At 32.4% G+C, this 26,947-nt stretch carries 26 protein-coding genes and 1 pseudogene; 5 read left to right on the plus strand and 22 right to left on the minus strand.

The window, feature by feature from the left end; all coding sequences use genetic code 11:
- Positions 1-93: 93 nt before the first annotated feature.
- Positions 94-690, plus strand: a complete 597-nt coding sequence (locus QO263_RS12805) for a YhcN/YlaJ family sporulation lipoprotein (RefSeq protein ID WP_285622138.1) — start codon at positions 94-96, stop codon at positions 688-690.
- Positions 691-719: 29 nt separating this feature from the next.
- Here QO263_RS12805 and QO263_RS12810 read toward each other — a convergent pair whose 3' ends face one another.
- From QO263_RS12810 to QO263_RS12850, 9 genes are all read right to left on the minus strand, one after another.
- On the minus strand, positions 720-1,856 hold the full coding sequence (locus QO263_RS12810; RefSeq protein ID WP_285622141.1) for an aldo/keto reductase: 1,137 nt from the start codon (positions 1,854-1,856) through the stop codon (positions 720-722).
- Positions 1,857-1,986: 130 nt separating this feature from the next.
- Entirely contained in the window at positions 1,987-3,432 is a 1,446-nt protein-coding gene (locus tag QO263_RS12815; protein WP_285622145.1) for a TrkH family potassium uptake protein, read from the minus strand.
- A complete protein-coding gene (trkA, locus tag QO263_RS12820) occupies positions 3,398-4,789 on the minus strand; it encodes a Trk system potassium transporter TrkA (RefSeq protein WP_285622148.1) in 1,392 nt (463 codons plus the stop codon). The genes QO263_RS12815 and trkA overlap by 35 nt, the downstream gene beginning before the upstream one ends.
- 38 nt (positions 4,790-4,827) lie before the next feature.
- Positions 4,828-5,892: a 3'-5' exoribonuclease YhaM family protein gene (locus tag QO263_RS12825; protein WP_285622151.1), complete on the minus strand. Its 1,065-nt coding sequence runs from the start codon at positions 5,890-5,892 to the stop codon at positions 4,828-4,830.
- Between the two features lie 19 nt (positions 5,893-5,911).
- On the minus strand, positions 5,912-6,286 hold the full coding sequence (locus QO263_RS12830) for a zinc ribbon domain-containing protein (RefSeq protein ID WP_285622153.1): 375 nt from the start codon (positions 6,284-6,286) through the stop codon (positions 5,912-5,914).
- Between the two features lie 75 nt (positions 6,287-6,361).
- A complete protein-coding gene (gene uppS, locus QO263_RS12835; RefSeq protein ID WP_285622155.1) occupies positions 6,362-7,003 on the minus strand; it encodes a polyprenyl diphosphate synthase in 642 nt (213 codons plus the stop codon).
- A gap of 158 nt (positions 7,004-7,161) precedes the next feature.
- Positions 7,162-8,616, minus strand: coding sequence for an aminotransferase class I/II-fold pyridoxal phosphate-dependent enzyme (locus QO263_RS12840; protein ID WP_285622158.1), 1,455 nt, complete (start codon positions 8,614-8,616; stop codon positions 7,162-7,164).
- A gap of 122 nt (positions 8,617-8,738) precedes the next feature.
- Positions 8,739-9,941, minus strand: coding sequence for an MFS transporter (locus tag QO263_RS12845; RefSeq protein ID WP_285622161.1), 1,203 nt, complete (start codon positions 9,939-9,941; stop codon positions 8,739-8,741).
- 68 nt (positions 9,942-10,009) lie between these two features.
- On the minus strand, positions 10,010-10,957 hold the full coding sequence (locus QO263_RS12850; protein ID WP_285622164.1) for a VanW family protein: 948 nt from the start codon (positions 10,955-10,957) through the stop codon (positions 10,010-10,012).
- A gap of 172 nt (positions 10,958-11,129) precedes the next feature.
- Between QO263_RS12850 and QO263_RS12855 the strand changes: the two genes are divergently transcribed.
- Positions 11,130-11,561: an EamA family transporter gene (locus QO263_RS12855; RefSeq protein WP_285622166.1), complete on the plus strand. Its 432-nt coding sequence runs from the start codon at positions 11,130-11,132 to the stop codon at positions 11,559-11,561.
- 276 nt (positions 11,562-11,837) lie between these two features.
- Here QO263_RS12855 and QO263_RS12860 read toward each other — a convergent pair whose 3' ends face one another.
- The 9 genes from QO263_RS12860 to QO263_RS12900 all read right to left on the minus strand — a co-directional run bounded on the left by QO263_RS12860 (position 11,838) and on the right by QO263_RS12900 (position 20,464).
- Positions 11,838-13,799 (minus strand): NAD(P)(+) transhydrogenase (Re/Si-specific) subunit beta, encoded by a 1,962-nt coding sequence (locus QO263_RS12860; RefSeq protein ID WP_285622168.1) that lies wholly within the window; start codon positions 13,797-13,799, stop codon positions 11,838-11,840.
- A gap of 4 nt (positions 13,800-13,803) precedes the next feature.
- Complete coding sequence (locus tag QO263_RS12865) at positions 13,804-14,088, minus strand: NAD(P) transhydrogenase subunit alpha part 2 (protein WP_285622170.1); 285 nt, start codon at positions 14,086-14,088, stop codon at positions 13,804-13,806.
- A gap of 12 nt (positions 14,089-14,100) precedes the next feature.
- The gene (locus QO263_RS12870; protein ID WP_285622172.1) at positions 14,101-15,285 is read right to left on the minus strand and encodes an NAD(P) transhydrogenase subunit alpha; all 1,185 of its coding nucleotides are present in this window, start codon (positions 15,283-15,285) and stop codon (positions 14,101-14,103) included.
- 241 nt (positions 15,286-15,526) lie between these two features.
- Positions 15,527-16,249, minus strand: a complete 723-nt coding sequence (locus QO263_RS12875; protein ID WP_285622174.1) for a TIM barrel protein — start codon at positions 16,247-16,249, stop codon at positions 15,527-15,529.
- 302 nt (positions 16,250-16,551) lie between these two features.
- Entirely contained in the window at positions 16,552-17,025 is a 474-nt protein-coding gene (locus tag QO263_RS12880; protein WP_285622176.1) for a GNAT family N-acetyltransferase, read from the minus strand.
- Positions 17,026-17,334: 309 nt separating this feature from the next.
- Positions 17,335-17,790 (minus strand): NUDIX hydrolase, encoded by a 456-nt coding sequence (locus tag QO263_RS12885; RefSeq protein WP_285622178.1) that lies wholly within the window; start codon positions 17,788-17,790, stop codon positions 17,335-17,337.
- A gap of 244 nt (positions 17,791-18,034) precedes the next feature.
- A complete protein-coding gene (locus tag QO263_RS12890) occupies positions 18,035-18,541 on the minus strand; it encodes a GNAT family N-acetyltransferase (protein ID WP_285622180.1) in 507 nt (168 codons plus the stop codon).
- Between the two features lie 183 nt (positions 18,542-18,724).
- Positions 18,725-18,892, minus strand: a complete 168-nt coding sequence (locus tag QO263_RS12895; protein ID WP_285622182.1) for a hypothetical protein — start codon at positions 18,890-18,892, stop codon at positions 18,725-18,727.
- 111 nt (positions 18,893-19,003) lie between these two features.
- Positions 19,004-20,464: an ABC transporter ATP-binding protein gene (locus tag QO263_RS12900; protein WP_285622184.1), complete on the minus strand. Its 1,461-nt coding sequence runs from the start codon at positions 20,462-20,464 to the stop codon at positions 19,004-19,006.
- Positions 20,465-20,767: 303 nt separating this feature from the next.
- Between QO263_RS12900 and QO263_RS12905 the strand changes: the two are divergent.
- Positions 20,768-22,014, plus strand: a pseudogene (locus QO263_RS12905) (IS110 family RNA-guided transposase).
- Between the two features lie 226 nt (positions 22,015-22,240).
- Here QO263_RS12905 and QO263_RS12910 read toward each other — a convergent pair.
- The 3 genes from QO263_RS12910 to QO263_RS12920 form a co-directional block, all read right to left on the minus strand.
- A complete protein-coding gene (locus QO263_RS12910; protein WP_285622187.1) occupies positions 22,241-23,071 on the minus strand; it encodes a VanW family protein in 831 nt (276 codons plus the stop codon).
- Between the two features lie 422 nt (positions 23,072-23,493).
- Complete coding sequence (locus tag QO263_RS12915; RefSeq protein ID WP_285622189.1) at positions 23,494-23,631, minus strand: hypothetical protein; 138 nt, start codon at positions 23,629-23,631, stop codon at positions 23,494-23,496.
- 412 nt (positions 23,632-24,043) lie between these two features.
- Positions 24,044-24,598, minus strand: a complete 555-nt coding sequence (locus QO263_RS12920) for a hypothetical protein (protein WP_285622191.1) — start codon at positions 24,596-24,598, stop codon at positions 24,044-24,046.
- Positions 24,599-24,838: 240 nt separating this feature from the next.
- Between QO263_RS12920 and QO263_RS12925 the strand changes: the two genes are divergently transcribed.
- Both QO263_RS12925 and QO263_RS12930 read left to right on the plus strand, forming a co-directional pair.
- Positions 24,839-25,126 (plus strand): transposase, encoded by a 288-nt coding sequence (locus QO263_RS12925; protein ID WP_285622192.1) that lies wholly within the window; start codon positions 24,839-24,841, stop codon positions 25,124-25,126.
- Positions 25,127-25,140: 14 nt separating this feature from the next.
- A complete protein-coding gene (locus QO263_RS12930; RefSeq protein ID WP_285629308.1) occupies positions 25,141-26,004 on the plus strand; it encodes an IS3 family transposase in 864 nt (287 codons plus the stop codon).
- A gap of 112 nt (positions 26,005-26,116) precedes the next feature.
- Here the strand turns inward: QO263_RS12930 and QO263_RS12935 are convergent, their stop codons facing one another.
- Positions 26,117-26,803, minus strand: coding sequence for an HAD family hydrolase (locus tag QO263_RS12935; RefSeq protein ID WP_285622193.1), 687 nt, complete (start codon positions 26,801-26,803; stop codon positions 26,117-26,119).
- Positions 26,804-26,947: the final 144 nt, after the last annotated feature.

Consider the following 26,947-nt stretch of genomic DNA (forward strand, 5'->3'; position numbering starts at 1 on the left):
AATACTTATTTACATAAAAATGCTGTATTCTACATATTTCTCTATGCTTAAAAAACAAAAATTAAAGCAAAATAATCATAGGAGGTGATTATTTTGAAAAAACAGTTTAAGGTTATATCACTTATTGCTATAATAGCACTTGTGATAAGTTTTAGTATGGTTGGATGTACTACTAGAGGACCTGCTAGACCTAATACACCTTATAACAACCAATTAAATAGAAATTTGAATTACACTGGCGATGGAACAGATATAAATAGAAATATGAATACTGACTTAAATAACAGAAATATCAATGATAACACTAACAGCGTACCAAATCAAACTACACCAAATCAAACAGTACCATTTAATACTACAACAGATCAAGCAACTAAAATAGCAGATAAAGTTACAGAGTTAAAAGAAGTAAAGAATTGTACAGTTGCTATTTCTGGAGATACAGCTTTAGTAGGAGTTAGCACTGCAGATAATGTTGAAGGTAAAATGACTACTGCTCTCAAAGATAGAATTGATAAAGTAGTTAAAGAAGCTGATACAAATATTAAAACAGTACACGTTACAGCAAATGCTGATCTTTATAGGAGAATTGAAAATGTCGGTAATGGTATAAGAACTGGTAAACCATTATCTGGATTTGCAACAGAAATTGAAGAGTTAATAAGAAGAATAACTCCTACAACAAGATAAATATCCAGCTTATGCTGGATATTCTCAAGCTATCTATTTAAAACTAAATCAGCATCTTTTAAATAACGTATTATCTCTAAGTTTTGCGGGCATACATTCTCACATTGAGCACATTCTATACAATTTGTTGAATCAATGCCCGCTTTTTTCATTCTTTCATAGCTATTAATTCCAGCAGTTGTTGCATCATATACATAATAATTGTTATAAATTTCAAAAATATCTGGTATTGCAACTTTGTTTGGACACGGTACACAGTATCTGCATGATGTACATCCAACTTTATTGCGGCTATTATAAATATCTTTAATATTTTCGATTAATTTAATTTCATCTGAATCAAGCGACAATGGGATTATATTTGAAGCTGTCTTTATATTTTCTTTTACTTGCTCCATACTGCTCATACCACTTAATAACAGGGTTACTTCTGGATAATTCCATACCCATCTTAGTGCAAGCTCAGCAGGGGTTTTATTTATTCCTGATTTTTCCCATATATCTTTTAAATCTCCTCTAGGTTCTTTTGCTAATTTCCCTCCTTTAATTGGCTCCATAATAATTACTGCCAGACCTTTTTCCGAAGCATATTTTAATCCCTCTATACCTGCTTGGTAATCTTCATCCATATAATTTAATTGAATTTGACAAAATGACCAGTTATATGAATCTATAATTTCTTTAAACACATTTAATTCATCATGAAAAGAAAAACCAGCATACTTAATTCTTCCGTCAGCTAAAGCTTCATCTAAAAACTCTAATACACCTAAGCTTCTAGCTTTATTCCATGATTTATTACTTAATGAATGCAATAGATAGAAGTCTATGTATTCTGTCTCAAGCTTTTCCAGTTGTTCATTTAAATATCTATCAAAGTCTTCATGAGTTTCGCAAAGCCATACTGGAAGTTTGGTTGCTAACTTTACCTTTTGACGATATCCATCTTTCAATGCTTTTCCAACTAGTGGCTCACTATTGCGTTGATGATAGGGATATGCTGTATCTATGTAATTAACTCCATTATCTATGGCAAATCTAATCATTTTAATCGCTTCATCTTCATTGATTTTTCCATTATCATCATCTATAACTGGCAATCTCATGCAGCCAAAGCCAAGATTTGATACTTCAAAATCAAGCTTCCCAAATTTTCTATACTTCATATACCTTACCCCCTAAAAATATAATTTTCTTAAGATTCTATAATATATAATACCATAAAGGGGCATTAAAATGGTTATAAATATTGAAAAAACTCTCACAGATGTTATTTGTGAGAGTTTTATGTTTTTACTAACTATTTTTCCAGAATTCAGGCACAAAGAAAAGAAAAACAGTAAATAGCTCTAGTCTTCCAAAAAGCATAAGCAATGAAAATAAAGCTTTGCTCAATGGACTAAAAAAGCTAAAATTTTGCGTAGGACCTACTAGCGCAAATCCTGGTCCAATATTGCCAAGAGTTGTAGCAACTGAACTTGTTGCACTTAAAAAGTCTATACCTTCTAAAGAAATTAATAATGTGGATAGAGCAAAAATAACCATATAGAGAAAGAAAAAGCTAGTAACACTTACAACTACATCCGACGAGATAATTTTTCCGTTTAATTTTATAGGGATATACGCTCTTGGATGAAGTAATTTTGATATCTCCCTTTTAACCAGCTTGCCCATAATCAGCAATCTAACTACTTTGATTCCTCCACCTGTAGAGCCAGCACTTCCACCAACAAACATTAAAAGAAATAGTATAGTTTTGCTAAATTCTGTCCATTTATCAAAATCAACTGTACTATAGCCTGTAGTAGTTATTATTGATGAAACTTGAAATAATGCATGTTTAAACGTTTCCAAAATTGAACTATATACTTTTCCATTCAGGTTTAGAGTTATCAATAAAGTGCTAATCCCAATAATGCCTAAATAAAGCTTTAATTCAGAATTCTTGGCAACATTCTTCCATCTACCTTTATACAAATCAAAATATAGCGGGAAATTGACACCTGACACTATCATAAATATAGAGATTACATAAATAATATAGCTGCTGTTATAAGCTCCTATGCTGCTGTTTCTAGATGAAAATCCTCCAGTACCAACAGTACCAAATGTATGCACAAGAGATTCAAATAAGGACATTCCTCCAAGACAAAGCAGAATGGTTTGAAATACTGTCAATCCTATATATAAAATATATAATATTTTCGCTGTATCTTTAATCTTAGGAACAATTTTATCTGTGATAGGTCCAGGGCTCTCAGCCTTAAAAATCTGATATCCCCCTACTCCAATAGCAGGAAGAATAGCTATGGTCAGTACTAGAATACCCATTCCTCCAATCCAATGTGTGAAGGATCTCCAGAAAATTATTCCCTTTGGTAATGCTTCTACGTTTTGTACTAAAGTAGCTCCTGTAGTGGTGAAACCCGACACCGTTTCAAAAAAAGCATCTACTATTGATGGAATACTACCAGAAAATACAAATGGCAAAGAACCAAAAAAAGAAGCAAACACCCACCCCAATGTAACTATTAATAAAGCATCCCTTGCCTTAACTCTTTTATTTGTTACATTAACCCTAGACATAGGAAAACCGATTAATAGTAATATCAAAATTGAATAAATAAAAGCAAATAAATCCTTTTCACCTGTAAATAAAGATACAGTTAAGGGTGGCAAAAAAGCTATTGCCTCAAATAAAAGTAAATTACCTAAAACCTTTATAACGATCCCATAATTCATCTATAAATCCCCCTCTTGACTTGTAGAACAGCTTCTCAAGGGTTACAACCTCAGATTGTAAGCAAAAAATAATTAGCCTATCTCCAGGATGTATAATGGAATTACCGTCTGGAATGATTACTTTTCCCTTTTGTACAATAGAGCCGATTATTATTCCCTTAGGTAAACCAAGTTCTGCTAATGGTTTACCAACAATCTTAGAGCTTTCTCTTGCAATAACCTCTAGTACCTCTGCTTTTCCACCTAATAGTAAAAATAGTGAAACAACCCTGCCACCTTGTATGAACCTCATTATTTCTCCAGCAGTTATCATAATAGGATTTACGGCATTATTAATACCTAACTGCTCAATTATAGGAATATAATTAGTTCTGCTTACTTTGGTAATTATTTTTCCTACTCCATACTTTTTAGCCAATAAAGTCATCAAAAGGTTTTCTTCATCGTACCCAGTTAAAGAAACTAATGCATCTACATCACTTATATTTTCTTCTGTTAGTAGATAAGGATCCGTTGCATCTCCATGAATAATCAATGCTCCTGGAAGCTCTTGAGCTAAGTAGCTACATCTTTTCTCGTCTTTTTCAATTATCTTAACAAAAACTCCATTTCTTATTAGCTTTTTTGATAGATAATAAGCTGCTTTTCCTCCTCCAAGTATCATGGCTTTTTTGACAACAACATTGGTCTCCAAGCTATTTATGCCGTTTTTAAACATACTTATACTTTCTTTTTCTCCGATTAAATAAATTGTGTCATTTCCGTGTAAAATAGTATCTCCATATGGGATAATTATTTCACCATCTCTAAGAATTGCAGCAATCAATACGGATTTAGGTATCTTTACATCTTTGACCCTGTTTCCTTCCATACTATCTAGTTCATGGACCTTATAATTAATTATGCTTACCTTGCCCTTTGCAAAGTCCTCCATATTAAGTGCTTGTCCTTTCAGTAGATGTGCCCCTATTTCCTTAGCCATTTCAAGTTCAGGGTTTGCAACATAGTCAATATCAAGTTGTTTTTTTAATATGTCAATTTGTTCTGAATACTCTGGATTCCTAATTCTTGCTACTACTCTTTTGCAACCAAGTTTTTTTGCTAGATAACATATTAACATATTTGTGTCATCATTATCAGTAGTAGCAATTAATAGATCAGCACTTTTTACATTAAAATCCCCTAATACTGATATTTGGGCTCCATTTCCCTTAAAGGTGAGTATATCCAGTTGATTGCTTGCCCTTTCAAGAGCTTTTTCATTATTATCAATCATTACTACATTGTTATCATTTTGGGAAAGAAACTCTGCTAAAATATAGCCTAGCTTCCCAGCACCTACTATAATAATATGCATTTTATAACATCCTTTCTAAATAGCTATAGCATGTTTCTTTATTCATTAATTTTAGATAAGATCTTGGGATCAAAAATCTCATCTTTATCTAATACACATATTTTTTTCATATCTTTATCTGCAATATTTTCGTCAACTTTTACATCAGAATTGTATAAAGCAGATTTATAAAGTCTTCGATTATCTAGAATCCATATCTTGTCAGTAAACTCATTTGTTTCAATACTAGACAATGCTTTCTCCATATCATACATTCTTGCATCTATTATGTCAATATAATGCAAAAGTTCTCCTTCAGGAATCATAGGCCTTTTAGGACTTCCAAACTCTGGTTCATAATGATGGGAAAGAAGCATATGCTGTAAGAGGATTGAAGTCTCTCTATTAACACCTAGCCTAACAGCTACATTATCAATTATCTTTATTCCTTGTATAATATGCCCTAATAGTTGTCCTTCAACGGTATAATCAGAGACTATTCCTAATTCATTTGCACTCATTTCATCTATTTTTGCTATGTCATGTAATATGATACCTGCATAGAGAAGATCCTTGTTGATGTGAGAATATATTTCCACAAGTCTTTCTGCCGTCATGAGCATTCTCATAATGTGATAAAGAAGTCCTGATCGAATGGCATGATGGTTTTGTTTTGCTGCTGGATAAAACAACAACTTTTCTTTATACTCTTCTACAATTTCAATAACTATTTTTGAAATATCCTGATTCTCTATTTTATTTATGTAATACATTAACTGTTTGTACATGTATTCTGGCTCATAAGGAGCAGTTTGTACATAATCCTCTAATCTAATATTATCTGCATCTGTGGCTGGTCTCATAAGTGATACTCGTACTTGTTTTTTGCCCTGCCACTGACTGACATCGCCTCTTATTTTTACTATAGAATCCTTAGTATAGCTTAATATATCTTCCTCTTTACAATCCCATAGCTTTGCGTTTATATCTCCAGTGCTATCACATAATTTAATATCTAAATAATTGTTGCCATTAGATGTAGTTTTAATTTCAATTTCTTTTATTAAATAATATCCCTCTATTCGTTCGTCAACATTAAACTCTACAATTTTTTTATAAATCATTTATTATCACCTCAGAATATCATTCTAGCTTTTCTCCACAATATGGACAATATAAGAATTCATCATCAACTTCATTGTTGCATGACTTACAGATTCTTATACCTTTGTATTTCTTTATTTCTTGCAAATCCCAATATGTCACATTTTCATCTTCACCTAGCTCTATTCTTTTACCTTTCTCTTTTGCTGTTTCATAGATCGTATTGCAATTATTACAAAGTATATAGTAGATTTCATTCCATTTAATAATAGGTAAAAAGAAGAAATGAAAGTAATTATATTTTTTTATTAGTTGTCCAGCTTCTTCTTTATTACAATTTTTACAATAGAAATTTGGTAATTCTTTTATTATCTTTTCCTTTGTTTCTATACCAAATATTCCAATAAAGAACATACCATCACCTGCTTATTGCAATCTATATATAATATAGTCTATATTGAAATAACCTTTATTACAAGTGTTTCTTTGTTAACCTCCTAGAGTAATATCTTGTTCGTTATACCAATTTAAGGCTTGAAAAAAATGCTCCGTTTTGAAATCAGGCCAATATTCATCTACTACATAAAAATCTGCATAAATTGATTGAACTGGAAGAAATCCGCTTAATCTTCTTCTGCCTCCCCAACGAATTATTAAATCTACTCTTGATACATCATTGGATTTTATGTGTTGAATAATATTTTTTCTACTATCATTTGATATTTTCAGTTGGTTTAGATCCCACTCCCATCCATAATTCACTAAAAAATTTATTCTAATGTCGCCATTTCCAAAGGTCTTTCTAGTCGTATATGGAATCAATTCTTTAGGAAACATAGGCGATTCTGTATTTCCTACTACTAGTAAAGAGGCATCCTCTTTTGATAGCATCTCAACCGCATTAATACAAGCCTCTGTAAAAGCTTCTCTCTGTACAGAAGGTCTCTTAGTATTGTCAGTGGTAAATCCATAATAGGTAAGTTCTTTAACGCCTGCCTCTTTACATAATTTAAAAAGGGCTAGCCCAGGATCCAACCCCTCTACATAGCCTTTCTCTTTTGTCATTCCTTTTGATACTGCCCATCTCCTATTGCCGTCTGGTATAACACCAATATGGTTTGGAATTCTCATTAAATCACCTCTAGTTTAATATTATGACATGATAGTTGATAAACTTACAATACTATTTTTATGAAAGAATGCCTAACCATATTATTTACACATATATGAACTTTAATCCAATCTATACAGAATATTAAACAATTTGATAATTTTAAGATACTACAATCTCAAATTAAAACCTGAATGTAATTAACTAAAGGGTCAGCAGTGCCTTGTAGCTCGCATTCTTCTTTCTTTAATATATTTATGTATTCTATTATTTCTTTCGTAATTAATTCTCCCATGCAAATTACAGGTATTCCAGGGGGATAGGCCATAACCATCTCACCTGCTATCCTACCAGCTGATTTTGAAAGGGGAAGTAGTTCTTTTTCTAAATAATAGGCTTCCCTAGGAGATATTATAGTCTTTGAGTAACTAGGTATTGAATTTATTCCATTATACTCTCTTATACAACATTTGCAAGCTATATCCCTTAAACTGTTTACTAATAGCTCTAAGTCCTCTACTCTATCTCCTATACTTACTATAGCAAGTATATTATTAATATCGGCTAATTCTATCTGTATATTATATTCCTTTCTTAATTTCTTTTCTATCTCATATCCTGTATACCCAAGTTTTCTAACATTAATAGCTAATTTGGTTTCATCAAAATCAAAGCAGCCTAGACTGCCAACTAGCTCTTTTCCAAAGCCATATATTCCTTCAATTTTGTTTATTTCATTACGTGACCATCTTGCTAAGTCCAAAGTTTTTTGCAACAGTTCCCTACCTTTTGTTGCCATATGTTTTCTAGCAATATCTAATGAACACATTAGCAAATATGAAGCACTTGATGTAAAAATTATATCTAAGACCTTCTTAACTTTTTCAGAAGATATTTTGCTATTTTCACCAATTAAAAGTACTGAGCTCTGTGTCAAGGAGCCGCCTGTTTTGTGCATACTCATGGCACACATATCAGCACCCTGTTCCATTGCTGTTAAAGGTAAGTCCTCATGAAAATACATGTGTGCTCCATGTGCCTCGTCTACTAAAACCGACATATTATGTCTATGTGCTAATTCAGCTATAGTCCTTACATCAGATGTAAAGCCATAATAAGTTGGGTTAATCAAAAAAACCGCCTTAGCATTAGGATGAAGCTCTATAGCTTCCTTCATTTTCTCTATACTAACACCATTAGCAATTCCCAATTCTTTGTTTACTTCAGGCTCCACATAAACAGGTACAGCACCACTTAGTATAACCCCACTTATTGCAGATTTATGAGCATTTCTAGGCAGGATTATTTCATCGTCAGGCATACAGGCACTCATGATCATTGTTTGTATGCCTGATGTAGTGCCATTTACTAAAAAAAATGCTTCTTTAGCTCCAAATGCCTCTGCAAATAACTTTTCTGCTTCTAATATTACTCCCATAGGATTATTAAAGAAATCTAAATCTTCCATGCCATTTACATCCATTTTTAACATCTGTTCTCCTACATAATCTGTTAATTCAGGTATACCTCTGCCATGCTTATGTCCTGGAACATGGAAGGGAATAACATCATCCTTTATGTATTTTTTTACTGCATCAAATAGAGGTGTCGAATTCTGATCTATGGCTTTCAAATTTGTAATCACCCTTCTTTGTAATTTTGTTATATTGCAAAAAATTCCGCTTTATTTTATTTTATGAAATATAGGATATATGGTGAATGATAATAAGGTGATCCGGAAAAAGCCAATGAATCTTAGTTACTAAATAAAAGCTTATATATTCCATAGGAAAATATAATGGCAAAATTTAAAAGAAATATAGACTGAGGAGGCTTGAAGCTTAAAATAAAATACGTAATAACAATTGAAGTTAATTTACCCACATTATTAATGATATCATTTATAGCAATTATCCTTGATGTATAATCTCTCCTAGTTATTACTTGAAGCTTTGTGCTTAGAACAATAGTTGCAAGAGATATAAATAATCCCTCTATGAATTGAAGAACTATTACGGTAATCAATTTATTCGATAAACTATAGGAAAGCCATACTACAGAAACTATTGCTATTGCAAAGTAAGAAAATAATAAATCCATTTTTCTTATTGCCTTGTTAAAATATATTGATATTATCATGGCAAACATATTTGTTCCATAAAAAACAGACATTATAATTCCCCATTCCTTGCTAGTGATTTTTAAGAAGTCAAAAGCAAAGGGATAAAAAGCAGTATTCATTGAGGCTACTAATAAGCTCATTAAAGTACTAATATATATTAGCTCTTTAATGGCAGTTTGAGATTTAAAATACTCGTAACCATTTCTAATGTCTTTATAGATATTAGACCTTACATCAATTTTTTTATTATTTTTGTAAGGCTGGCTTTTAATAAAAAACAAAAGAATTGTAGATAGAAAGTATAAAATGCTGGTGGTAAAAAAAATTACTCTTAATTCAAAAATATCTATTATTAATCCTGCTGCCACAGGTCCTATAATAAACACAAAGCCTGAAATCCCCAACAATACTGAGTTCCCAATCATAATATGCTCATAACCTAATAGACCTAGTATTAGTGTTTTCCTTGAGGGGTTGTATAGAACTTCAAATGAAGCTAAAATCAGCATAAATACATAAATGGTTATAGTTTTATAGCTCAGTACAAATAATACTGTTGTTATTCCTCTCATTAAACTAATAATTATAACTAGGTATTTAACATTATATCTATCTCCTATTCCTCCTGCAAATGGAGATAAAATAAAGCTTGAAATAGGAGTACACAGCACAGCAAAGCTTGCATATTTCCCAGAGCCTGTTATCTGAATAATTAATGAGGTTATTGCAATGAAATTAAAGGCTTCAGCTATATCTGTAATTCCTTGGGCTATTAAAAAAATGATGAAGGATCTGTTTTTCATCATTTTATCTAATGATGTACGGGATACTGTCAAATTAAAACCCCCTAATTTTCCTTGTATAAGTATACTATTAGAAAATTAGGGAGTATATTCTGAGAAGTTTACTTGTTTGATTCTATTATGTGAGGCATTGGCTTATAATGACTAGTTCCTAAATGCTTAGTCTTCGTAGTGCCATCAGGATTGGTAATGACAATCCAGGATTCTACTGAAGCCCCTGCCATTCCCTCAATGAGAATTTTTTCTTCTCCTTCCTTTAAATCAGGGTTTTTTCTGTAATATTTAGGAGCCTCTGTTACACTCAGTATTTTGTGATTCCATTCTATTTGAGGAGGCTTTTCTCTACCATATAATGCTACATATAATCTATTACCTATTCCTTCGGCCCAAATAAGTATCGGGAACTCGGTGTTATTCTTAAACCGAAAATCCTTTGCTCCATATGACACCGTTGCATCCTGTCCATAGGGTACATAAGGAACAGGCATAGAGTGATTATGTCTCTCTACTATCTCTAGATTACTAAGTATTGATACATTATACAGGGTAGAAGAAATTTTACATACTCCGCCTCCAACTGTTGTCGTCAGCTTAGATCCAATATAGGTGGGTCCTACTTGGTATCCTTTTGATTCTACATACGGTCCTATTGTATTATTTTGCGAGAATATTTGATTTGGGGAAAGAACTGTTCCAGCAATAGAATTTGCAGCTAAATGCACATTATATTCTTCACCAGGCAATGGATCCTTTAGTACAGCGCAATATGCAGCCATTAAAATATTTGCTTCATTTTCCTCTTGGGCTTTTAAAAAGCTTTCATTATTCACCCATGGTAGGTTGCTAACTACACCTGATACATCAGGCATATCAACATTTACTGTTTCTAGATTTTTCTCTGAATCTGAGTCTTGGTCTTGGTAATAAAACTTGGTTTTAATATCCCCTTCAACAATATAATCTTCTATTCCATCAGCATCACATGATGTCAATAAAAGTAGTGTAGTTAGAACAACAGCTAAAAAAATTGCGTACGATTTTATTTTCATATTCATTCTCCTCACTAAGTCTTAATTATTTTCAGGTCATTAAATTATAGTTTCTGACATTATCTAAAAAAAATTCATACCTATATTTTCAATTATCAATACATAATAAATTAATCCTAGAATATTTATAAAATTAGAGACTAATTATTTACAGCTAAGGAGAGAAAAGAATATGGTATTTTGGATAGCAATATTTGCAATGGTATGCTGGGGAATAGCACCAATTTTTGCAAAAATAGGACTAGATAATCTTGATCCTTTGCCTGGACTTATCATAAGAACATTCATATCTTCATTTCTTGTATTAGGATTTATAGGATTTAGAGGATTAGTCGGTTACGATAAAATTTTAGATCAAATTGTTGATGTTCCAATTAAGACATGGTTTTTAATTGCTATTGAAGCTCTTCTTGCAACTCTGGTTGGAGACCTTGCTTACTATGCTGCGATCAAAAAAGGAAATGTATCTGTAGTTACAGTCATAATGTCTAGCTCTCCTCTAGTTACCATGTTAGTATCCACTGTTTTTTTAGGTGAAGAATTAACCATTTCAAAAATAATGGGTGCAATGCTAGTAATAGCAGGGATAATGTTTATTATGTAGATTTTCCGCAGCCTCGCAACACAAATTTATTTGCTCGCTGTCGCTCGCATAAATTTGGTCCTAACGGACACTCCTATCATAAACCTACAACAGGGTTGGTGCTCGTTGCGTTTGAGCTATGCTACAATTACCCAAATCTTTGATTTGGAGTAATTGTAGTACTCAGAAACTTGCTTTCTGAGCTTCCTTTATTTTCTGATAAAAGCATTCAGAAAATCGGGTTAGGTCATAAAAAAACTGACATTAACACTAGTGTTTATGTCAGTTTCTCTATACTTATTTAGAAATCTTTAAATTCAACTCATTGACAGTTTCAGAAGCATTACCCGTAATCAAATATACATGCTCCATAGTGTATAAGGCATTTTCTACTCCTGAATATCCTGGCTTATCATCTAGATTGAATACTATTACATTTTTAGACTCTTCTGCCTTTAGCACTGGCATTCCATAGATTGGCGTGCCTTCCGCTGTGTTAGCTGCTGGATTCACTACGTCAGAAGCTCCTATGATTATTGATACATCTGTTTCTTTGAATTCTTCATTCACTTCATCCATTTCCTTAAGCCTGTCATAAGGTATATCTACTTCTGCTAACAATACATTCATATGTCCTGGCATTCTGCCTGCTACTGGATGTATTGCAAAGCTTACTTCCTTACCCTTTGACTCTAATAAATCAAATAAGGTTTTCACTTGGTTCTGTGCCTGAGCTACTGCCATTCCATAGCCTGGTATTATTATTACTTTCTTTGCTTCATCTATTATGTCTTCAACTGATTTTTCCCTAGATGAAACTTCAGCTGGCTTTTCTTCTTTATTGTAGTTAGCCACTTTCATGTTCAGCTCATTGACAGTTGCAGAAGCATTACCCATAATCAAATGTACATGTTCCATAGTGTATAGGGCATTTTCTACTCCTGAGTATCCTGGCTTATCATCTAGATTGAATACTATTACATTTTTAGATTCTTCTGCCTTTAGCACTGGCATTCCATAGATTGGCGTGCCTTCCGCTGTGTTAGCTGCTGGATTCACTACGTCAGAAGCTCCTATGATTATTGATACATCTGTTTCTTTGAATTCTTCATTCACTTCATCCATTTCCTTAAGCCTGTCATAAGGTATATCTACTTCTGCTAACAATACATTCATATGTCCTGGCATTCTGCCTGCTACTGGATGTATTGCAAAGCTTACTTCCTTACCCTTTGACTCTAATAAATCAAATAAGGTTTTCACTTGGTTCTGTGCCTGAGCTACTGCCATTCCATAGCCTGGTATTATTATTACTTTCTTTGCCTCATCTATTATGTCTTCAACGGACTTTTCCTTTTGTGGTTTTGAAATTTCGTTATTTGTTTTTTCCTCTATATCTTTAACTTTATGTACAGTTGTACCTGTACCCTTTGCAATAGTTTTCTTACTCCGTGCAGAACCATTTAGCACATCAAGTAGTGATCTATTCATTGCTTTACACATAATTTGTGTCAGTATTAGCCCCGATGCTCCTACAATTGCACCTACTGATACTAGTAAAGGATCTCCAATTGTAAGCCCTGAAATTGAAGCTGCAAGTCCTGAAAAAGAATTTAGAAGCGATATTGTAATAGGCATATCGCCACCACCAACTCTCATTGCAAATATCACTCCATAAATAAGTGAAATCAATGCAAGTAGAATAGAAACAACTAACACTATTGAGTTTGTATATATTGCCCCAATAATCGTTAAAACTATTAGGACTACAATAATAAGAGTTGATATTGCCTTGTCTCCTGGTAAAGACACTGGGCGTTGTGGAATCCTCCTATCTAACTTTCCTGCAGCTATAAGGCTACCGCTTAAAGTTACACCACCTACTATTAATGCTAAAAGCCCCGAGATTTTGTTGAAAACTGCCATATGATTTAAGTTATTAGAAATCTCTACTATAGCAACTAATGCTGAAGCTCCTCCACCTAATCCATTTAGAAGAGCTACCATTTGTGGCATTTGAATCATCTTAACCCTCAAAGCTAATATGCAGCCTATGATACCTCCTACTGCTATTCCAACCCATAATAATGGAATTGTAAGTATTTTATTATAGTACATAATGCTTATAACAGCCAGTAGCATAGCTAATGCACTAAGCAAATTTCCTTTTCTTGCAGTTTTAGGAGAACTCATTAATTTTATCCCCAATAATACTAATACAGATAATACAATAGAAATAATCTGATAAACCCCTATCATTCAACTACACCCCATTATTTTTATTGAACATCTTTAGCATCCTGTCTGTTACGACAAATCCACCTAAAAGATTTATGGTGGCAAATACTATAGCAATAAAACCCATTACTTCGCTTCCCTTCGATACTGCAAAGGCAGTGGAAACTAAGGACCCCAAAATTGTTACTCCAGAAATAGCATTTGAGCCAGACATAAGCGGAGTATGAAGTAAGGTAGGGATTTCCTTTATGATTTTATATCCTAAGTATGATGCTATTACAAAAATAACTATTAATACCCATGCATCCATCCTATTCACCCCTTATTGCAAACCCATAGCCTCTCTTGCTCCTGAATGAAGTAATTCTCCATCCATAGTAACTAAAGTAGAAGCGATGATTTCGTCTTCTTTATCTATCACGAATTTCCCATCCTTTATAAAGGCTGCTATTAGATTATAAACATTTTTAGAAAACATCCAAGTAGAACTTGAAGCTACCATACCTGGTATATTGTTAGTACCGTCAACAGTTATTCCATAATGCTCTGCTATAACTCCACTTTCTGAAAGCTCACAGTTTCCTCCTTGATCTATTGCTACGTCCATAATTACAGAACCTGGTCTCATGTTTTTAACCATTTCTTCTGTGATAAGTACTGGTGCTAGTTTTCCTGGTACTAATGCCGTAGCTACAACTATATCAGCATCTGTAATAAGATTTTTAATATTTTCACGCTCTTTTTCAATCCATTCAGCTGGCAAACTCTTAGCATATCCACCCTTACCTATAGCTACATCAGCAGGTACTCCAGGATCTAGAACCTTAGCTCCCAAGCTTTTTGAGTGTTCTATTGCATCTGGTCTTATATCAACAGCAGTTACAATAGCTCCTAATCTCTTAGCTGTAGATACAGCTTGTAATCCAGCTACTCCAGTTCCAATAACAACAACCTTAGCTGGTTGAATCATGCCTACAGCAGTACCAGTCATAGGTACAAACTTAGCAAGTTTATTAGCTGCTAAAAGCACGCTCTTGTATCCAGCTACAGCACTCATAGAAGTTAAAGCATCCATGGTTTGAGCTCTAGATATTCTTGGAATTCCGTCTAGTGTAAGGCTAGTTGCTCCACTTTTAGCCAAAGATTTTATCATCTCATGATTTTTTGGTGCTGCAGGATGTAAGAATGTAATAAGTACTTGTCCCTTTTTTAACATGTCAACTTCGTGTTTACCAACTTCTGAGTTGAATACTGGTTCTTTAACCTTTAATATGATATCTGATTGGTTAAATAGTTCCTCTACTTTATCAACTATTTTCGCTCCAACCTTTTCATAGTCTGAATCTGCCATTAGTGAGTTTGAACCTGCCCCTTTTTCAACAAGAACTACTGCACCATTCTGCACCATTTTTTCAACGGTCTCAGGTGTAGCAGCAACTCTTTTCTCCCCCTTCATAATTTCCTTTGGAACACCAATAGTTAACCCCTTAAATTGTACATTACTCATAATACTTAACCCTCCCGACTAAATATATTTTGTTAAATAAATCTTTAAAAATGCATCTGCTAAATCTTATTGTAATAAATCTAAATAAATTAAAATATATAAAGCTAGCAATGAAAACGTTATCACCTGAATTATATAACATACTTAGATTAGTTTACAAGACTTTTAAAATTTTCTTAACAATCTACCTTATGCTACAATATTTCTTGTAAATAGTGCTGCTTTTAGGGAATGCTTTAGCTTATTTTAATATTTCCTTTATGGTGTTTAACGATTTAACTATCAAGTCATCCTCTGCTACTACTTCAAAGATAATTTTTCCATTAAATTCGGTCAATACGTTGCTAAATATATACTCAAAATCCAAGTCACCTTCACTAATTGGTAAATGCTCATGTATTACATCAAAATGTCTATCTGCAATATGTAGCATCCTAGGTTTTTTTATGCTTACTATTTCCTTTAGATGATTGTAATCATCGATATGTGCTAAATCTAATAGCAATTCTACATCATCGTCGTTATACATAATTCTTATATCATCTATACTATAATTGATTGGTTCCAATTTACTGTTATTTTCAACAAATAATTTTATGCCCTCTTCTTTACATAGTCTTTTTGCCTCTAATACCTTTTTACTTAACTTAACAATAGTTTCCTTCGTTATCTCTTCACTCTTACATACAGGATGGATAATCAATTGATTATGCGATAACTTCTTTAATATTGCTAGTATCCTCGGAACATGTTCATCAAACTCATTTATATCTAGCAAAGCATGTATAATAACTGGAAACTCATGAAAAAGAATAACATCTTCTTTTGGCTCTAATACTCTATCTAAAACTATTTGTCCCTTTGCGTACCAAACCTGCATAAAATCAAACCCATTATCTTTAGAAAATTTGACCTCATCTTCATAATTATTGTACCATCTCATACTTCTACCAAATTGTATCATTTTTTCTCCCTCCTTCTATCACTATAGACAATTTCTTCGCACAACAAGAATATAAATCTATAATGCTTTGCATAATTCCTCTATTAGCCAATCGTCATAAATATAATAAGCGCTTTCATGGCTCTCCGCCATCAGTCAATCCATTTTGTCTGAACACCAGCATATATTCATCTTTTCCCACTGCATACTAAGATTTTGTTATGCACTGCTCCGTAACAACAATCCTATAACTTAGTCTACTTTAATATTCTAATTAAATTGGTATGTCTTTTAGAACCTAATTTTATTTGCAAATAATCTATCTAGCCTATATATTCCATATAATAGAATTCAACTTCTGAATTGTTATAAACCCTCTTCATATATTTATCTTTAATTCTAAAACCAACGTTCCTATAACAGTTAACTGCTCTTTTATTGAAGCTTCTTACTTCAAGTGCCATCGTATCGTTAGGAAATCTTTTTTTACATTCTTCAATTAGTAATCTCATAATACTTTTTCCGTAGCCTTTCCCACAAAAAGATGGTTTTAGTCCAACCCCTATATATGCTTTGTCTGCATTTAAACTTATCCTGCCATAGGAAACTAATTCATTATTTAGAAGTATTGCAATAAATTCTAATCTCCTTTTCTCTTCTATCGATAAGCCAAATCCGCTCTTCACTACAGTATCCCACTCTGGCAAATCGTATATAGAATATTCACCTTCATATCTCCAATTGCAAATCTCTTTAGCATAATCCTCTGATAGTTCTGTTAGAATATAGTTTTCCATAAGTATCTCTCCTCTTTAAGTCAAGTATCAAGTTGTCAATAAACTCATCAACTGAACAGATTTTTTTATTTATCACTGTGTCATAAGCATCCACACTAGAATATATTATCTTTTTTTACCACGCCTCTTTACTATTAGGTAAACAATAAGAAATATTAATAGTACTAATGCCAAAGTATTTAATATTTGAAATAAAAACACTTTTATATCTGGTTTTACATCTATAGAGATGTTCATAGGCAGATCATTCCTTTCATAACTTTCTAAAATTACTCAAATTCTTATTTTACCAAACAAAGTTACAAAAAATCAAACGTTTTTCTTTTCTATTTTTAACCTGATGCTTTCTACCTTCTCAATACTTTCTTTTAACCATATAGGAGTATTTTTATTTTCTAATATTTCCGCTTTAGACATCCAGTATATTTCACTAACCTCATCAGCTGACATACATTTTGGTTCACCTGATTTATACTTACACAAAAAAACAATATCAATTACTATTTGTCCTTTATCTGATATAAAGGATTTACTATCTACGTAATGTAATGTTTTCGAGACTTGGATACCAACCTCTTCCATTATTTCTCTTATCAAAGTCTCTTCTAGAACATTATTTTCTGATATTTTTGTTTCAACTTTGCCCCCAACCATAGATAAAAGTCCTGGTGCATGTTCTTCTTTTTCGCTCCTCTTTATAATCAACCATTTATCATTTTTATATATAGCGGCTTCTACATTTACAATATATAATAAATTATCCATATTACTATGACTCTCCTTTCATTCTCACTACATTCTTTCTATCGCAAAATATTAATATAAATCGACCCTTTAAACGCTTTTGGAGATGAGTTAGCGCAGATTCAGATAACATCTCAATGCTTAAGCAGCGCCATATTTTCTTTAAATTATTTTTTTCTAAATATCACGGAGACTCCATTATATGATGTTTTCTATAACTAGATCAAACTTCCTATAAAAATTACTTGTTTGTGGATAAAATTTTCTAATATTTTTTGAAATTAAATCCTAATATTTCTACGTCTTCATTTTTGTCCAATCTTCTATCATAATTTTTTCTCAGCTGTATTAGATTTAGATGATTAAATCCGAAATCTCTATATAATTTTATTGCTCCAATATTTCTTGGTACAACATCTACAAATATAGCCACAACATTCTTTTCAATCATTAATTCATCTAATCTTTGCATAGCATATTTTCCAATCCCTTTATCTCTATATCCTTCTAATATAAACAAATCTTCTAACCATGCCACATCTTGACCCCCAAGTCTGACATAAAAGAATCCTACTGGTTCATCGTCTAAAAATATGTTATATACTGTCCCCTCTTCAATCCAATCTTTTAGAGTTTCTTGAGATTGTTCATCAGTTTGCCAGTATTCTTTAGGGGCATTGTTTAGTTTTCTATGATAATTCATTAATTCTGTAATCATTCCTGCAGTGATAAAAAATAAATCATCTGATAATTCATTGATATGAATATTCATACTTTCTACCTCCTAGACAATTTAGTATTATCAAAAATCTTAATAGGGATTTCTAACGACCCTTGATTTATTCTTGTTCAACACATTTTTCTTGATAATAACGAATACTTCTACGTCTAATAGCGGTGCCTTGCTCACAGTGAGAAAATATTGTGCACCAACATTCTTTGGCACAAATGTCATCTAGCTATACTGAGTTTCAAAGATATTATAATATAATCCTTTATTAGAAATCAGTTCTTCGTGGTCACCACATTCTAGTACTTTTCCTTCATCTATTAAATAAATTTTCCCTACTTTTTTAATAGTTGACAAGCGATGTGTAATTATTAAAACAGTTCTTTCTTTCATCATTTCTTCTATTGCCTGTGTTATCTTTTCTTCTGATTCAGAGTCTAAAGCTGATGTTGCTTCATCTAAAAGTAAAATTGAAGAGCCTTTATTTATTGCTCTTGCAATAAGCTATGCGCTGTTTTTGTCCTCCTGATAGATTAGACCTATTCCCCCCAGAACAGTGTCATAACCATTTGGTAATTCCATAATAAAATCATGAGCATTAGCCATTTTTGCTGCATGAATAATTTCATCTCTTCTTGAGTTTCTTTTTCCGTAGCTTATATTTTCGGCAACAGTTGTAGGGTAAATATATGTATTCTGTGTTACCATGGAAATTTGAGAGCGTAAAGCTTTTAAATCAATTTCATTTATAGCATTGCCAAACACTTTTATATTCCCTTCAGTTGCTTTATAAAAACCAAACAAAAGACCTAATATTGTACTCTTACCTCCTCCACTTGCTCCAATTGAGGCTATTGCTTTGTTTTTAAATAGCTTAAAATCTATATCCTTTAGGGTAGAATTCTGTCCATCATATGAAAATGAAACATTTTTAAATTCCACTGAAATATTATTTTTTATTTCAAAAGTATCTTTATTTTCATAAGCCTCTTCAGTTGGATAAGTTAGTATCTCATATATTCTCTCTGCTCCTCCCTTTGCAAGTTTTACATTGCTAACCAGATTGACTACTTCAATTACAGGATTACTTAAATAAGTGATTATGGCAAGAAAAGCAGTAAATTTACCAATAGTCATTTCCCCAATAAATGTCAACCTCCCACCATATAGGTTTATAACAATCATTGGAATCATAAGTACTGATGTGCTTAGAATCATGGTATATAATCTGCGCTTTACTATTTTCATCTCCGTATGATATACATGTTCTTGATATAGTTTATAGCTATTTTGCAGCTTTTTCTCTAAATTAAATGACTTTACAATATAAATACCGTTTACAGTGTCTTGAATCATTGAAATAGTCTTACCAAGCTGTTTCTGAAGCTTAGCGGAAAATTTACTTATTGGTTTAGAAGCAATGTTGTTTAATCCAATTGCAAAGATTAGTACAGTTATTGTTACTAGAAGTAATTTTGGACTAAGAATCAATCCATAAATAATAGAACATATAAAAATTAAAGGTTGGTATACGAAATTTGATATCTGAATTAGTAGGTTTTTAACTAGCTCTATATCATCATTTACTCTGGAGGCTAAGTCTCCACTATGATGCTTATTAAAATAAGGAAAATAAAGATTCTGTATATGCTCTGCAATTTTATTTCTTAGATTTCGAATTGTATATTGAGTAAATCTAGATGTAGAAAGTTGTCTTAAAAAAATATTTAATGTACTCATAAGTAAAAGTATTACTACAAACCATAAATAGGTATAAAATTTTTCAACAGTATTATCAAAGGAGAGTATATCTGCAAGTTTTTGATATATAATTGGAATTAACATGCTAACTACTACATCAAACAAGCTAAAAATAGCGCTTACAAATAGCCATATTTTATGCTGTTTCCCAAAAGTCAAAATATATCTAAAGGGACTATTTATTTTTTTCATTTTTATAGCCATTCCTTTCGCTTCGCTCAAGGCACAAAACGTAATGAAAAAGTGCTTTTGAGCGTTATTTGTTTTATAATTAACCCCATAGGGATTTCGGTAAACTACAAATCACGGGGAGGTGAGTGGGCTGTCTGACTTGTCAGATGACCGTATTTTTATATGTGTAGAACGCCTTTTCAAGCACAAATAAGTGTACCTTAGAGTACGTAACCTTATCTTTGTTTAAACAATCTCGTTTAAATGCCAGGCGTTCAGTCAATGCCGTATCTCCCTATAATTCTTATGAACTTTCTAGTTCAGAAAGGAGTCCCTATGGCTTTAAAAATCGTGTACAAAATCTGCTGCGGAATTGATGTTCACAAAACTTTTGTTGTAGCCTGCATCGCTTCCACCGATAAACAAGGTGTTACCACCTACAAGAGCCATCGCTTTTCCACCTACACCAAAGGTCTGAAAGAGCTGTTACAATGGCTGCTTGAATCTAATTGTAAGGATGTCTGCATGGAATCTACAGGTAAATACTGGATTCCCGTGTACAACGTCTTGGAAAAAGACTGTTCTATTGTGCTTGCACATCCTAAATACGTTAAGGCTATTCGTGGTAAAAAACTGACAAGAAAGATGCTAAATGGATTGCTGACCTGTTTAAGCATGATCTTGTTGCCGGTAGCTTTATGCCCCCTGCTGATATTCGCCAGCTACGCGACCTTATGCGCTATCGTTACAAACTAACCTGCTTTATGTCCAGTGAAAAGAACCGTCTTCAAAACTGTCTCACGGTTTCCAACATTCAATTGTCTTCCGTTGTCTCCGACACTTTTGGTAAAAGTGCTCAAAAGATTCTGAATAAGATTCTTGAAAATCCTCTAGATACTTCATTCGATATTGAACCTTTAATTCACGGCTCTATGAAGGGTAAAATTCCTGAATTACAGCTCGCCGTTGATGGGCATATCTCCCCGCAACAGGCTGGTAAATTAAAGATTATCAAGAAGCACTTTGAAGATTTGGAATCCCGGAAATCAGAGTTAGAAGAACTGATTCTTGTGCTCGCCAGCCCCTATCAACAAGAACTCGACCTAATCCTAACCGCTCCATCTTTTAAAAACATCTTCTCTGCAATCACAATCATTTCAGAGATTGGTGTTAATATGGAGGCTTTTCCTTCTGGCGAAACACTTGTGTTCATGGGCAGGGCTTACACCTACCAACAATGAAAGTGCAGGGAAGAAAAATCTGTCCGGGTTTCCAAAGCTGGATGCTATATTAAACCACTTCTTGTTCAATGTGCCAACTCTGTGGTTAAAAGTGAAAAGCATCCAGAAATCCGTAACCGCTACCTTCGTTTAAGAAAGCGTCGTGGTCACAAGAAGGCAATCATTGCAATAGCAAGAATGCTTCTAACAGCATTATACAACATGTTGAAGAAAAATGAACCATACAATGCTGAACTTTACAGAAACTCTGACGTTATTCCTGTCAATCGCGAGATTACTGTAGAGCAGGCTATACAATTAGCAAAATTCCAAGGTTACAGAATTAAGTCAGCTACTGAATAACCTTAATTTTGTCTATATATTCAATTTTTTGAAGCCACCGCAAGATGGCTTGTTTGCTATGCCCTTAAGTGAAGTGCCAATCCCTAGTTTTCTTTTTCAACCTTCCCCCCTTATAACTTCAATGTGTATTTCAAAAAACTTTTAGTGCCCTATTTTATTGATTTTAATCAAATCACATTTATTCTTACAATACTCATTTCTTCATTCCTCTAGAATAAGATAATTCCTATTTATGTAAATCAACTATATTAAGCTCGCTAACATCATACATTACTTTAGCATGATTTATCTTTATTAATTCTCTTGATATCAATTTACCTGTTTTTAAATCTACGCAGTGTCTAAAAACCTTTCCATTTCTATAGACCTGACCATATTCTTTAGAAAAAAACTCATCTTCTACCCTTATATGATATTTGCATTCAAGAGGCTTGTCAGCTCTAATTTCTCCGTTTAAATATTCTTTAGATGTATATGTTATCAATTGAAAAGTAATATTTGTTGTATTTTTAAACCTATAATCAATATAATTGTATACAATTGAAGTACCTGTACCAAATGGAATTTGCCTTCCGTTATCAGGAAATAAATCCATTCCATCATGGTGATGATGTTCTATGATTTGCATTGGTGTATGCAATATCATCCAATGAATTAAATTGGTAAACTGACACATTCCGCCTCCAATTCCTTTAGTTGTCCTACCATTGCTTATTACGAGTCCATCTTTATAACCTTTTTTAATAGTACACGGTCCAACAAGCTTCCAAAACGATAAAATTTCTCCAGGTCTGATTATAACTCTAGATATTTTTGGTGCAGCTAAACTTAAGTTAATGGCTTTATTATCCTGAAGCAAGGGATCTACATCACCTAATTTTCTTCTGATCAATGAACTTTGTCTATAGATTAGAAAAGGCAACAAATCATTACTTTTACTTGTTGCTAAATTTCTTATAAATAAATCTTTCATATAGCGCATGAATTGGCACTTTATCACTGAAATTTTATAAGTTAAAGGAGATATCTCACAAAAAAGCTTACGTTTCTTATACAAATTTGTTACCCCCATATTTTTCAAAATGACAACTCCAAACTTGTATATATCTTAGTTCATTCTTTTTTTGTTTTATATAATTATTTATACTACATTCTATATAATCCAGTCTTTTCCTTCTTTGCTTTTCACATTTTAAATTTATGTAAAGATTTATCTGCTAATGCTAGTTGTCCTATTTCAAACTTTCAGCTTATAGCAGTACAAAACAAAAACAGGTGTTTTTATCACCTGCCCCTATAATTATTAATTTATTTTTTTAATACGCTTACATGATGGCTTATGTAATTTCCTTAATATAAAAATAAATTGTATAAAGTACAGAAAATATTATTGGTATAGCTATGTGATCATTAAGCCTTTGTCTACTAATTTCTCTCACTCCTCAATAAATATAATTATTCTTTATTTTATATAATATCTTATTGTCTGTTAGCTCTATAGATAATATCAATGTCCCCATCTACAAACCCAATTCCTATTACAGGTACGCTTTTAAGTATATTAGCTTTTCTTCCTTCATCGAGATATTTTTTAATTAATTTTGCAGTATAATCCAAGCTCTTTTCTCAATCTTCGATATCTTTAGTTCTTTTAATAAAGCAAATATCTTCTCCTGTCGTAAAATAATCTGTGCAATCCCAATCCTCATCGTCTTCATCAAACTCATTAGAACCAATCATCTGTATATCATAAGTCCCTTCTGTGCCCTCATATAAATTAAAATTAAAAGCAATAATACCTTATAATCCAATCTTTTCCTCCTTTATTACTCATATTTTAAGATATATCTTGCCAACATTCAACGGTTATCCTTTCTAACAATATCTAGACTATGAAACCAATTTTGCCTATTGATGTTTCTAGATCCAATAGTAATGCTGCTTTCCCTTCTAATTCTAGTCCCTATACTAAGCCTATAGTGATGTTTCCTTTCACACCTATAATTCTTGGCATAAGATAAATGATATTTTAATTTTCTTTACTTAGTGAGTAAAATACTCTTTCAATATAATCTAAATCTAATATACTATCAATGACCTTAAAATAACTCATATCGGTTATTTCATCATATGATACTATATTTTTTTCTTTATCAATTTTTTTAATATAAATATAGCTCATAATTCTTAAATATTCTTTACTTAGAATATGAATTTTTATTTTTGAATAGGTATCTTTTTCAATAAAATCTATCTCATATATCTCTCTTGATGGAATTTCTTCAGGTATATCATAATCATCTATTCTCTCGATGTTAAGATTTTTAAAATAGTTTAGGAATTCTTTGGTAATATCAGTATTACCACTACTATATCTTACTTCTATAGATTCATTCTTTCTACTTTCTAATTCTAATTCTAGAAAGTTCTTATCAGGGTACATATCCAAAATCACATCATTAAAAGAACCTTTATCTACTAAGATAGCCTCTGGATCTGGTCCATTAGAATTACTTGTCGAACAACCAATTAGTATTAGTATAATTAATGCATTCAATATCATGGCTCTCAATAATCTACTCATTGACTTTCTCCTCCTTTCGATATTAGATTATACTTATTTTATGTTCATTCTTCATCTAGCTGCTACGCATTTTACTAAAAATACATCATAAATAGCTTTTCAAACATTTAAATCAATGTTTTATTTAGTCTCTTTATAGCTCTCTTCTCAACCTGGTGATAGAATAAAAAACGGAGAACATAAACATGATATGTCCTTGAATCTGGTATAATAAATATAACAGACAAGGAGAGATCATTTATGGGAACTAAAAAACATTACAGTAAAGAATTTAAACAAGATGCAGTTAATTATTATTATTCATCTGGCAAATCAATCAAAGCAGTAGCAGAAGATTTAAAGGTTAGTGCTACAGGTCTTAATAATTGGATTCAAAACGCCAAAAAGAATGATGGAGTAGTAAATCATAGAGGTTCTGGTAATTATTCATCAGATGCAGAAAAAGAAATTGCAAAACTAAAAAAAGAACTTAGAGATAAAGAGGATGCACTCGAAATACTAAAAAAGGCCATAAGCATACTGAACTAAGATTAACTGAAGAAATATTTAAAGAAGTAAAAAATTTATCTAAAGAACGCCGAATTTCAGTTAACAGTGTGCTTAAAATACTAGGCGTTTCATCTTCTGGATACTATGATTATCTAAAAAGAGAAGATTCAAATCAGAAGATTAGAAAACAACAGGTTAAGCAAGAAATTACAGAGATTTACAATGAATCTAAACAAATATATGGTGCCCCTAAAATAACATCCATACTGCAAAGCAGAGGTCATGTCATTGCAGAGAAAACAGTTGGGAATTATATGCGTGAGTTAGGCATAAAAGCAATTTGGATAAGCCCATATAGAAGGACAACAATTGATCCAGATTTTGATAATAAACTTAGAAATATTCTAGATAGAAACTTTTCACCTAATTCACCAAATACGGTATGGGTAACAGATATTACCTATGTATGGACAGTAAGTGGATTCGTTTACTTAACAACTGTGATGGATCTATTCTCACGAAAAGTAATAGGTTGGCATCTTTCAGATACTCTTTCAACAGAAGGAGTGTTAAAAGCCATCAATAAGGCAAAATCATCTAGGAAGATAGATGCTCCGATAATCATTCATAGCGACAGAGGTGTACAATATGTATCCAAAGCATACATTGAGGCTACACCAGCAGGAGAATTTATACGAAGTTATTCACAAAAGGGAACCCCTTGGGACAATGCTGTCATTGAGTCTTTTCATGCTCTAATAAAGAGAGAATGGCTCAACAGATTTGTCATAAGGCATATTAGTCATGCTCATGAACTCATTTTTGAATATATCGAAACATTCTACAATACTAAGAGAATTCACAGTCATTGTGATATGTCTTCACCTTATGACTTTGAGGATAAGCATGTTGGTTAATTGACTCAAGAATATATTAAGTTTTTATTGTCCGTTTTCTTGACAGAAGACCAACCTTAAACACATATGACCTTGATATGCTTGATCAAACCTAATATCACCTCTTGTTAAGTTATCCATTCATCAATTCTACATAGTCTATAATCTCTTTTAGGGATTGAATCGTCCAGTTATTCTTCTTATGCCCAGATCTGTCTAAATGAAATGAAGTAAATCCAAGTTTTCTTGCTCCATCAGCCTCAATGTCATAGTCATCTACATAAATACTTTCAATGGCTTCTACATTAAGTGATTTTAATGCCGAATTATAAATAAGTGGTTCTGGCTTTCCAACCCCCACTAAATCACTACAGGTGTAGCTATCTATATATTTCCCTAATCCTAAATTCTCTAATGAAAGTTGAAGAGATGGCGATGTATCACTTATTATGCCAATTTTATAGCCTTTGTCTTTGAAGTATTCCATTACTTCTATTACCTCATCAAATAAATTCTTATCGTTATTGCACCAGAGTTCAGAGAATAGTAACTCAGCTCGCTCTTCTACTAAGTCAGATACACCTTCAGCTTTCAATAATTCTTCATAGTATCTCTTCCAAAATTTCTTTTCTTCATCTAGGCTTTTTAATCCACTCTTTGGATATCTTGCCAAGTCAAACAATTGCATCATTCTATCATAATCTAACTTAAATTCCTTTCTAGACCATTCTTCTACGATCTGATTATACCATCTCAATTTTTCTTTATTTCCATATGTAAGTGTTCCATCTCTATCAAAAAATATTGCTTTATATTTCATTTCTAAACTCCTCCTTACATTTTACAACTTATCACTTTAGCTAACACACACTTTAATAGGATTTCAGCTAAATCCCCAGTATTTGCAACATATCTGTGCTGAACCCCAAATATAAATTCCATAGGATTTCTTTCCTTTATAATC

It is taken from the genome of Proteiniborus sp. MB09-C3 (assembly GCF_030263895.1).
Classification (GTDB): domain Bacteria; phylum Bacillota; class Clostridia; order Tissierellales; family Proteiniboraceae; genus Proteiniborus.